We start from the raw sequence: 10,360 nt of genomic DNA, 5'->3' as shown, positions 1-10,360 counted from the left end.
CGACGTGTGGACCGAGCGGCCCGAGGTCGTGGACGGCTGGATCGACGTCTACGCCGACTGGATCGCCGATTCCGGGGTGGACGGGTTTCGCATCGCCCTCCCCTCACCCCCCACCTTGATTGATGTCGTTGGTCGGCAGCGCCTGGTCGGAGGACTCAGGCGGTGCGGTTCGGTGGTGCGACTTTGGGCGTCCCCGAGTCGCGGTCAGGTCATTCGGTACCTCCTTTGGGCATCGTGGCGTGCAGGACGAAGAGGTCGGACTGGGAGCCGGCGGTGAAGGTGCCTCCGAGGAGGCGGACTCGCTCGGCGAGGGCGGGCAGGCCTGAGCCGTTGCCCTGTGGGGAAGCCGGGTCGGTGGGATTGGTGGCCGTGATGTGGATCAGGTCTTCCTCCAATTCGATTCGGATCGACACGGTGCCGCCTGGAGCGTGCTTCGCGGCGTTGGTCAACGATTCCTGGACTATGCGGTACACGGCCTGGTCGAGCATGGGCTCCAACGGTTCCGCAGCAGAGGTGAAGACCACGTCGAGGCCCGCTTCGGCCGCGCGCTCCACCAGGGCCTCGACCGGTTCGTCCGCCGGGTGGATCGGGGCCGCGCCCTCGCGGAGCAGGCCCAAGGCCTGGCGGAGGCGGTCGGTGGCCTCGACCGCGTTGGCGCGCAATGCGGCCACGGCCTCGCGCTCCGAGGCTTGGAGGCCCGGGGACAGTTCGAGGGCTCCGGCTCGCAAGGCGATCAGGGCCAGGTCGTGGCCGACCGAGTCGTGCAGGTCGGCCGCGATCCTCGCCCGCTCATCCGCCTGGGCTCGGTCGGCGACCAGGGTGCGTTCGCGTTCGAGCCTCGCGACCCGTTCCTCCCCCGCCCGGATCAGCGCCACCTGCTGGCGGCGGTAGCGGCCGATGAACCAGGGCAGCATGACGAAGCACAGGAGCACCCCGGTGGCGCTCACCGCCTCGCCGAGGTCGACCACCGCGATCAAGGCGGTCAATGCCGCGATCACCAGCAGGACCTGTGCGCCCCACCGGAAATCGAGGCGGCGGCCGTGCAGGTACGCGAGCGCGGCCAGGCCGAGGAACGCCAGCTGGCGCCACAGTGCGAGCAGCTCAGTGTCGATCCCGTTCACCACTGCCGTCAGAGCGATCGCGGCCAGCGCCGCCCCGTACCTCATGACGCCGAGCCTATCGAGCGCAGTCGCCACACCCGGGCGACCAGGACCGCGACACCGGCGAGGCCGGTGATGAGCAGGGTGAGGGTGAACGGCAGGGCGAAGTACCAGACCGAGGGCCAGGTGATGGTGCGGCCGCCGGAGATCAGGGAGACCCCTGCGGGGTAGGCGGCGAAGGCGGCGGCGGGGATGAGCAGCCAGGTCAGGCGGAGCCAGGTGGCGGGGGCGCGGAGGGTGGTGTGTTTGCGGGCCCAGCGGCGGGAGCGGGTGATGCCGAGGGCGGCGAGGGCGATGGCGGCCAGGGCGACTGCGGCGAGGGCGAGTTCGAAGGTGCCGCGGGGGTTGGTGGGGGTTTCGGGGGTCTCGCCGTCGAGGATGGCGGTGAGGCCGTCGAGGGCGGCGTAGGTGACGTCGGCGAGGCCTGCGCCGGTGGTGAGGACGGCGATGCCGTATCCGGTGGCGGGGTCGATCCATTGGACGGCGTTGTAGGTCATGAGGTTGCCGGAGTGGACGAGGGTGCCGTCGGGTTGGACGTCCCAGCCGAGGGCGTAGTCCTGGACGGGGGAGGGGGTGTGGAGGGCTTGGAGTGTTTCGGGGGTGAGGAGTTGTTCGCCTTGGCCGTTTTGGGTGATGAGCCATTGGGCCATGTCGGCGGCGCTGGAGATGATGCCGCCGCTGCCTGAGTCGGTGAGGAATCCGGGGGCTTCTTCGCGGGGGATCCAGAGGCCGAAGAGGGAGTTGTGGCCGAGGGCGGGGGTGATGGTGTGGTCGTTGGTGGCGCTGTCGGTCATGGCGAGGGGGTTGAAGACGCGTTCTTGCATGAAGTCGGCGAAGGGCTGGCCGCTGGCGACTTCGACGAGGCGGGCGGCGACGTTGTGGTTGGCGTTGCAGTAGGCCCAGTCGGTGCCGGGGTCGGTGGCGAGGGTGTCGTCTCCGAGTCTGGTGACGTAGTCCTGGAGGGAGGTGGCGGTTTCGAGTTCGACGACGTCGATGGTGGTGTCGCTGAAGCCGGAGGTCTGGTTGAGGAGTTGGCGGACCGTGATGTGGTCGGCGCGGGGGTCTTGCATGTCGAATTCGGGGAGTTGGGAGGCGACGGTGTCGTCGAGGGCGATGCGGCCTTCTTCGGCCAGGATCATGACGGCGGTGGAGGTGAAGGCCTTGGAGACCGAGGCGACGCGCATGGGGGTGTGCTCGGTGATGGGGTCGCCGTTGGTGTCGTGGCCGTAGCCGGCGGCGTGGATGACCTGGTCGCCGTGGGTGACGGTGGCGGCGAGGCCGGGGACGCCGGTGGTGTCGACGAGTTCGGTGAGGTAGTCGTCGATCGCGGTGGCGTTCGGTTCGGCGGCGTTGGCGGGTGGTGTGGCGAGTGCGATCGCCGCGATGGCTGCGGCGGTGGCGATGGTGGCTTTGCGTCTGGTGTTCATCAGGGGGCTCCGTTCTGGTCCCTGTGAACACTATTGAGATCGGTGGGGGCCGACATCGGTCTGATGTCGAGAGCGACCCCTGACGAAAGTTATAGGTGGGGGTTGCGGGCCCTGGTCGAAATGCCCAGGGCCCGCTGGTCGGGGGCGGTTCGGTGGCGTTTCAGGGGCGGTCGCCGTCGAGGAAGATCGCTTGGACCGGGCAGGTTTTGGCGGCGGTTTCGATGTCGGTGCGCCATTGTTCGTCGGGGGTGGGGTCGTAGACGAGTTCGTCGTCTTCGTTGAGGGCGAAGACTTCTTCTGCGGTGAAGACGCATTGGGCGCTGAGGGTGCAGCGGTCGGTGTCGACGAAGACTTTCACGGGAGCTCTTTTCAGGCGGGGTTGAACTTGGAGTACTGCTTGAAGGACCAGCGCAGGGCGTGGGCGCCGTCGATCTGGACGGCTTGTTCGACTTGGAAGTCGATGACGCGCAGCGCCCCGGGGAAGGGTTCGGTGCGGGCCGGGTCCCAGTCGGTGCGGGCCGTTCCGGTGAGGTGGAGGGCCGCTCCGGTGTCCCAGTCGAGGAACAGCAGGCCGCAGCGGGGGTCGAGTTCGAGGTTGCCGAGGGTCATGAACATGGCGTTGCCGTTGTAGTCGGGCCAGGTGAGCGTCGAGTCTTCTTGTACGGCGACGAATCCGGGGTTGCCGCCGCGGTGGGAGACGTCGGCGCCCAGGCCTTGGGCTCGGGTGGCGACGAAGAACGTGTCGGCTTCGGCGATCCAGCGGCGCTGGCCCGCGGTGAGTGTCCGGCCTTTGTGGACGTGTCGGGGCGTGGTCTCGGGCGCGTCCTCGACGGTGCGGGTCTGGAGGTACTTCGGGCAGTTCGCGTAGACCTGCTCGGTGTGGATCTCCAGGCCCGCACCGGTGTCGCGGGCGCGGCCGTTGACGCGCATCCTTCTGCGGGTGGCCGGTTCGATGGCGAGCATCCCGAGGTCGCGGCGGTCCGCGAAGCGCCCGGCGAGGGGGTCGCCCTCGTCGGGGACGCGGTCGGTGAGCAGGGTGCGCTCGTCCGCTGCGGTGACGAAGCCGGCGGGCCCGGAGAGGGCGGTGGCCCAGACCGCGCCGTCCTCGTCGTCGGCACCGAAGACTACGAGACGTTGCTGCGCAAGGAATGTGGCGGCGACGGCGGGCACGGCCGCGTCGACGCCGGGGGAGCCCCAGGAGTCGATGTCGAACCCCGCCTTGAGCTGTACGTCGCGTTCGCCTCGGTGGAACATGGCACTCCTATCAGGATGGTTTAGAAGAAACCGCAGGTGGGGGCGCCCTTGGTGGGGGCCGGGGCGGTGTCGGCGCCCGAGGGCGCGTAGATCTCCAGGCGGATCCCGTCGGGGTCGGCGAAGAACACACCGCCGGAGGAGCCGCCTTCGCCGTGGGGCACGATGCCGTCGTGGAAGATCGTCGCGCCAAGCTCGCGCAGCACGGCCTCGGCCGCTTGGACGGTCTCGATGTCGGGGGCCTGGAACGAGAGGTGGTGCAGGCCAGGGGCCTTGGGGGAGAACTCCCCTTCACTCTGCTCCCAGAGGGTGATGGTGAGGTCGTCGCCGACGCCGAGCAGTGCGAACCGCTTCCCGTCCTCGTCGCTCTCGACGAACGTCTTGAGGTCGAAGACCTTGCGGTAGAACGCGAGCGAGCGCTCAAGATCGGTGACGTTGAGGCCGACGTGGCCGTTCGGGAGCGGTGCGTAGCCCATAGTGGACCTCCGATGTCGCGTCGGGCAGCGCCCGACAGTTGCTAACGGTTATTCCGTTAGCAACACGTTAGCAAGCACAACTAACGTCGACAAGGCCAGAAGTCATTAGATTTTCGGTGATACATCCGACCGCCCGACAGGGAATATCAGCGTTCCTCCTTGTGCCGCGCGTAATGCCGCGCCACCCGGGCCCGGTTCCCGCAGCCCGGCGAGCACCACTCGCGCCGAGGGTGGTCCTTCGTGAAGTACAGGACGCACACCGGCGCCAGACACGCCCGCAACCTCGAACCCTCAGGGCCGGCGAGGAACTCGATCGACTGCGCCGCGATCACCGAGAGCCGCCGGTTCACCGCGTCGCCCTCGGCCGCCTTCAGCCGCAGCTCCCCGCCGGCCACGTCCAGCAAGTCCCCCGCGGGCGCCAGCGCCGCCGCCTCGTTCACGTCCGAGATCGCCTGCGCCACATCGACAGTGGGCGAGGCGGCCCGCTCGCGGTCGTCGCCGGTGCGGAACGCGGCCAGTCGCCGCAGCGCGTCCCGCAGGGTGCGGAACCGCGCGAGGTGGGCCTCGTCCACCGCCTCGGCGGGCGCGCCGTTCGCCGCGAGCCAGGCGCGGAGGTCGTCCACGTCGGCGAGGTCGTCGTAGCGGCCCGAGCGGTCGGCCCAGACGGTGTTCATCAGCCGCACTGGCACGGACTCATCGGGTGGTGAGGCAGGCATCGCCCAACAGTAACAGCAGTTCAGGGCCCCTGGAAAGCCGCGGAATCGGCGGTGGGACCTCACCTGCGAGGGGGAGGCCGTTCCCCTCCGGGCGTGAACCGGACGGCCCCGCCGCCGCTAGTCGTCTTCGCGGACGACCACTACCGGGCAGGTCGCGTGGGAGACGCAGTATTGGCTCACCGAGCCGACGAGGGTGCCCACGAAGCCGCCGTGGCCTCTGCTGCCGACGACCAGGAGCGCGGCGCCTTCGGCGGCGCCGATGAGGGCCTTCGCGGGGTGGCCGGCGACGACGTGCTGTTCGACCGGGACGCCGGGGTCGTTGCCCGCGACCTGGTCGACCGTGCGCGCCAGGGTGTCCTTCGCGGCGGCCTCGAACTCGTCGGCATTGGGGATGACCATCATGCCGGTGCCGTACGCGGCCGGGACCTCCCAGGCCTGCACGGCCTCGACGGTGCCGCCGGTCAGGGCCGCCTGCCGCAGCGCCCAGGCCAGGGCCCGGCTGGATGCGGCCGAGCCGTCGATGCCCACCACGATCCGCTCGGAAGCCTGCTGTGACACGTCCATTTCGCCCACCTCTCTCGTGCGGTTGTGGCCCCGTGAGTACCCGGACGCGAGGTTTCGAACCGCGCTCAGCCCGAGGCGTCGGCCACGTTCCAGCTGTCGCGGAACGCGTACTTCGCCGGAGCGGACGCGTAGCGCAGGAACGCGGTGCTGCCCGCGGTGCCCACGGCGGTGCTGGAGTGGTGGAACCGGGAGCCCTCGTAGATCATCTTGCCGTTCTCGATCGAGGTCCCGGCGGTGTCGACAAGGTGGTAGCCGCCCAGCACGCAGTCCTGGTAGCGCACGATCGGGATGCGTCCGGCCTGGCCGCTGTAGCGGTGCGTGTTGTAGAACGCGGCCTGGTCCTGGATCGCGGCGATGTCCGAGCACGAGGTGAACGTGACGGTGCCGCGGTTCCAGCCGCAGTCGATGACCTTCTGGTCGGGGCTCTTCTTCGGTTCGAACCGGACCCCGTTGACGTTGAGCCGCGCGGCCGTCGTGTCGCCGTCTGCGGTGTAGGGCAGCACGAAGTACCTGGCCGCGTCGGTGCCGACCATCGACCAGGAGCCGCCGTAGACGTTGATCGAGCCGCCCCGGTTGAACTTGAAGAAGTCGCCCCCCGCCAGGGCGAAGTTGCACGACTCGACGTAGAAGTTGAGGAACTGGTCCTGCTGCTTGTGCCCGGCGGGGTTGGTGACCCCGCAGTTGAGGAACGCGTCGGTGTAGCGCGAGACGGTGTCGGTCGAGCACATGATGAAGTGGTGCTCTGAGTTGTTGTTGGCCTCCTTGTCACCGTCGATGCCGATGACGCGGTTCCAGGAGCCCTTCCACTCGATGTCGCGGTACACGAAGTACTGGTTCTGGCCGTTGCCGTACTCGGGGTAGATCGAGTCGCCGTCGAGGGCGTCGACCGACCAGTAGTACGCGAAGTTGTTGGCCGCGTTGGTCGAGGTGAAGCTCATGCCCTCGAAGTAGGTGTAGCGCAGGCGGACCGCGGCGGTGATGAGGTTGTTGCGCCTGGGGTCGGCGTTCGCGCCCCACGAGGTGTCGAACTTGATGTTGGTGACGCGGGGGCCCGATCCGCGGAAGCGCAGGCCGAAGACCTGGTCGGCCTGGCCGGTGGTGGGCGACCACATGAGCGTGTCGGCCTTGGTGATCCGGTAGTCGCCGGGCGGGAAGAAGACCTCTTTGCGGACGATGCCGCTGCGCCTGCCGGTGAGCGCGGACGCGACTGCGGCGCGGATCGCGTCGGAGTCGTCGGTGACGCCGTCGCCGACCGCGCCGAAGGCCTTGACGTCGGCGATGTACTCGGCCGGGTCGGTGTTGTCGGCGGCCTCCTGGGCCTGCGCGGGCGTTCCCATGAAGGCGAGGGTGCCGCCGCCTGCGGCGCCGAGGCCGAAGGCCCGCCGGGTGAAGGTGCGCTGGTGCGTTTCGGACATTCGGGGTTCTCCCTTGTGCGAGGCAGAGGCGAGGGGTTTCGCTTGCCGCACAACACGTTACGGGAGTCGTGCCCGGTCGGAGGGCGGGCCCGGGCCCGCCCTCCGGCGGGGTTCAGGCCGGTTGGGTGATGCGGATGTGGTTGCCGAAGGGGTCGCGCAGCGCGCAGTCGACGCCGTAGGGCTGCTCGACGGGTTCCTCGGTGAACTCGACGCCGAGGTCACTGAGGCGTTTGAAGGTGCCTCGGCAGTCGTCGGTGGTGAGGATCGTGGCGCCGAGCGCGCCCTTGGTGAGCAGGTCGCGGACCTGCGCGGCGGTCTCGTCGCTGTGCGAGGGCGGGCCGGGTACTTCGAGGTGGAGGCGGTGCCCGGGGTCGCCGGGTGCGGCGACGGTGAGCCACCGCATGAAGCCGAGGTCGACGTCCTCGACGATCTCGAGGCCGAGTTTCCCGACGTAGAAGTCGACGGCCTCCTCCTGGTCGAGGACGAACACGGTGTGGATGCTGATGCCTGTGAACATGACTTCAGCCTATGGCCGCGACCGGGCCTGGGGCTTATCCGAAACTGCGCTTCTCTCCGACCTCGGGCCAGTGATCGTATATCCTATAGGATATATCCTATTGGATCAGCGCAGGCTCGCAGGCCGGGTCCAGTCCTTGACCACGCACACCGGCGCGGGCAGCGGCACCGCGTCGGACCGATACTTCGTGGGCGAGCGGCCGATGATCGCGGTGAACGTGCGGCTGAACGTCCCCAGGCTGTCGAACCCGACCGCGAGCGCCACCTCGGTCACGGTCGTCGAAGTGTCGCGCAGCAGCGCGCAGGCGCGTTCGATGCGGCGTCGTTGCAGGTAGCGGTGCGGGGTCTCGCCGAACGTGTCGCGAAAGCGCCGGCTGAAGTGCGCGGGGGACATGAGCGCGACGCGCGCCAGCGCGGGCACGTCGAGCGGCCTGGCGAAGTCGCGGTCGATCGCGTCCCGGGCGCGCAGGAGCCGCCGGTTCTGGTCCTCGGCCCCGTTCACCTGGCTCGGCCTCGCCGGAACCAGAAGAGGTATCGCCTGCTCATGTAGCCCATCGCCCCCAAGGCTACGACGGCGGTGGCCACCGCCCACACCATGTCGTTGAGGACGTTCGCGGCCTGCCAGATCTGGAACGCGGCGCAGATGCCCAGCGCCGAGAGCGCGATCGTGACCGCTTCGCGCGAATGCTGCTTGCGTTCGGTCTCCCAACGTTGGAGGTTCGCCTCGGTCTGGTCGGCGGCGACCTCGGTGAGGCGCTCGCGGAACTCCTGGAGCTGCTGGTCGAGGCCGCTGTTCTCCATCAGACGCCGCAGCACGGCCGCGTGCGCCGAGGAGCGCAGGAGGTTCGGAGAGTAGAGCACCGAGATGACGCGGCGGGTCTCGTTCTCGAAGCGCGTGAGGTGCGTGCGCTGGGCGCGGAGCTTCGCGATGAGGTCGCGGCGCTTCTGCCCCGGGTCCTGGTAGGCGTCGATGATCGCGGTGTTCATGGCCTGATAGTCGTCGAGCTGCTGGTTCCACGCACCCAAAGCGCCGCCGATGCACGCGGTGAGGTCGGCGAGGGCCTCCAGTTCGGCCGAGAGGTTGCTGGGGGTGTCGAGGGAGGCGATCACGGTGGTGTTCTCGGTGGAGATGAGCACGTCGCCTTCGTTGCGCAAGCCGCGCATGACTTTGCGGCGGCGCCCGGACAGCCGCGCCCAGTCGCCTGCGGATTCCTTGGTGGCGGGAGCGGCGTTGAGCAGGCCGGACGCGCCGAACAGGTCGAGGAGCCGCTGGCCGTCGCGGACCGGCGCGGACTTCCCTGCCCGGCCGGGCTGGTATTCGCTGGCGTGCTGGACGCGCAGCAGCACATGCGAGCGTCCACGATGGATCGTCACAGGTTCCTCGGCGGCAAGGCGCTCAGGCAGGTCGACGTTGAGGATCGTCCGGGCCAGGCGCGAGAGCCGCTTCCACGTCGGCGCGGTCCCCTCGCAAGTGACCTGGACGGTGCCGTGTTCGCGCAGCCCCCGCAGCAGGATCGCGTTGAGCTCGTGCGGGCGCACGCCGAGCACCGGCCGCTCGAACCGCAAGCAGTGCATGCCAAGCGAGGTGAACCGCACCGAGGCCTGAAGCCGCTCCACCTTCTCCCCTACCGTCAGCGTGACCTCCGGGAGGCTCAACTCGATCCCGTCGAAGCGCTGGTCCTGGCGGGCGTGCGGGTGCCAGATGTCCGAGTGCGCGGTGAAGTGCTCGTGGAAGGCCACGGGCCGCACCTGCCCCGAGTCGCAGTGCTCCCTCAGGCGGTTCACCAAGTCCGCGTACGGGATCCCGGTGATCCCGAACGGGTACAGATAAGCGATCCGGCCCCGGTCGATGCACAGCCACGGGACCCTCCGGTGCTCCTCGAACCGTTGCAGCGACTGGCCAAGCGCCCCGATCTCGCTCAGCTCGGTGAACGCGTCCGGCGGGGTGGCCCGGGCGGCCCGCGCGATCGTCTTGATCGCGGCCGCGACGGCGGGCCAGTCCCCTTCGGTGGCGGCCTGGACGCCCTGGTTGGACGCCAGCAGCGCGTGGTTGTACCGGTTCCGCGAAGCCGTCTGCGTCTCGACATGCGCCACGACCGCCCGCTCCAGGCCGGTCCGGTCCTCAAGGGCCGCAGCCGAAGCGGTGAGGTCGGCGCACTGGACCAGGACTGCCTCGACGGCGGCCTTCTGGAGGGGCAGCGACCCGGTGTGCAACTGGTCCTCGGCGAAGATCTCCAGGTCGAGCAAGTCGAGGTAGCGCAGGACGAACGAGAGGAACGGGTCGCCGCGCCGCCGCTCGGGCCCGATCCCCCACGCGCCGCGGGCCGCCGAGGCGAACGCGGTCTGCGTGAGCCGCAACCGGTTGAACCGGTACGTGTGCTGCCAGGCCTTGCGGAAGCACTGCCGGGCCCACAGACACAGCAACGCCCGGTCCACATCGTCCGAAAGGGACCCGGCCGCCGCGGCGAACACGGCCTTGAGGTGCGCGGCGAACCCGTTCTCGGTGTAGGTCACGATCCCCGAATGCTCGGGCGAGCGCTCCCCGTCCGGATCGAACCGGGACTTGATGAGGTGCCCGTTCCAGTCGATGCAGTCCTTGACGACCCGCGGCGGGCAGTCGAGATCGAGCCGGGCGGCCAGGTAGGCCTCGATCTCGGTGTAACGCTCGGCGGCGAAGGCCGCGAACGCGCGCTCGGCGGTAGGGGCGGTGACGATGGTCGACTGCATGGCGGGGTCCTTGCCTGTGCGGTCCGGCTTCGGCTGACCCCCGGTCGAGTGCTCGACTCAGTCGAACTGTGCGGCAACGACACCCATCGTAAGCGCCTGACACCACCC

The 10,360-nt window shown here is 69.3% G+C and carries 11 protein-coding genes; all 11 read right to left on the bottom strand.

The window, feature by feature from the left end:
• Window positions 1-209 precede the first annotated feature (209 nt).
• Window positions 210-1,166 (bottom strand): histidine kinase, encoded by a 957-nt coding sequence (locus tag AB0B28_RS16085; RefSeq protein WP_360121463.1) that lies wholly within the window; start codon window positions 1,164-1,166, stop codon window positions 210-212.
• The gene (locus tag AB0B28_RS16080; RefSeq protein ID WP_360121461.1) at window positions 1,163-2,587 is read right to left on the bottom strand and encodes a serine hydrolase domain-containing protein; all 1,425 of its coding nucleotides are present in this window, start codon (window positions 2,585-2,587) and stop codon (window positions 1,163-1,165) included. Before AB0B28_RS16080 ends, AB0B28_RS16085 begins: the two co-directional genes overlap by 4 nt.
• Window positions 2,588-2,747: 160 nt before the next feature.
• Entirely contained in the window at window positions 2,748-2,945 is a 198-nt protein-coding gene (locus tag AB0B28_RS16075; protein ID WP_360121459.1) for a ferredoxin, read from the bottom strand.
• An 11-nt stretch (window positions 2,946-2,956) separates the two neighbouring features.
• Window positions 2,957-3,841: a pyridoxamine 5'-phosphate oxidase family protein gene (locus AB0B28_RS16070; RefSeq protein ID WP_360121457.1), complete on the bottom strand. Its 885-nt coding sequence runs from the start codon at window positions 3,839-3,841 to the stop codon at window positions 2,957-2,959.
• A gap of 20 nt (window positions 3,842-3,861) precedes the next feature.
• A complete protein-coding gene (locus AB0B28_RS16065; protein WP_360121455.1) occupies window positions 3,862-4,314 on the bottom strand; it encodes a VOC family protein in 453 nt (150 codons plus the stop codon).
• Window positions 4,315-4,460: 146 nt separating this feature from the next.
• Window positions 4,461-5,030, bottom strand: a complete 570-nt coding sequence (locus tag AB0B28_RS16060) for an ABATE domain-containing protein (RefSeq protein ID WP_360121453.1) — start codon at window positions 5,028-5,030, stop codon at window positions 4,461-4,463.
• A 117-nt stretch (window positions 5,031-5,147) separates the two neighbouring features.
• Window positions 5,148-5,594 carry a universal stress protein gene (locus tag AB0B28_RS16055; protein ID WP_360121451.1) on the bottom strand — a complete coding sequence of 149 codons (447 nt, stop codon included), beginning with the start codon at window positions 5,592-5,594 and terminating at the stop codon, window positions 5,148-5,150.
• 65 nt (window positions 5,595-5,659) lie between these two features.
• On the bottom strand, window positions 5,660-7,009 hold the full coding sequence (locus tag AB0B28_RS16050) for a glycosyl hydrolase family 28-related protein (RefSeq protein ID WP_360121449.1): 1,350 nt from the start codon (window positions 7,007-7,009) through the stop codon (window positions 5,660-5,662).
• A 112-nt stretch (window positions 7,010-7,121) separates the two neighbouring features.
• Window positions 7,122-7,526, bottom strand: a complete 405-nt coding sequence (locus tag AB0B28_RS16045) for a VOC family protein (RefSeq protein ID WP_360121447.1) — start codon at window positions 7,524-7,526, stop codon at window positions 7,122-7,124.
• 105 nt (window positions 7,527-7,631) lie between these two features.
• Window positions 7,632-8,027, bottom strand: a complete 396-nt coding sequence (locus tag AB0B28_RS16040; RefSeq protein WP_360121445.1) for an AraC family transcriptional regulator — start codon at window positions 8,025-8,027, stop codon at window positions 7,632-7,634.
• Window positions 8,024-10,252: a hypothetical protein gene (locus tag AB0B28_RS16035; RefSeq protein ID WP_360121443.1), complete on the bottom strand. Its 2,229-nt coding sequence runs from the start codon at window positions 10,250-10,252 to the stop codon at window positions 8,024-8,026. Before AB0B28_RS16035 ends, AB0B28_RS16040 begins: the two co-directional genes overlap by 4 nt.
• Between the last annotated feature and the right edge of the window lie 108 nt (window positions 10,253-10,360).

Origin of the sequence: Glycomyces sp. NPDC046736, assembly GCF_040645615.1 — a bacterium.
Lineage (GTDB): Bacteria > Actinomycetota > Actinomycetes > Mycobacteriales > Micromonosporaceae > Glycomyces.
The sequence above is the reverse complement of the archived record's forward strand: the minus strand, read 5'-3'. Positions and strand labels throughout refer to the sequence as shown.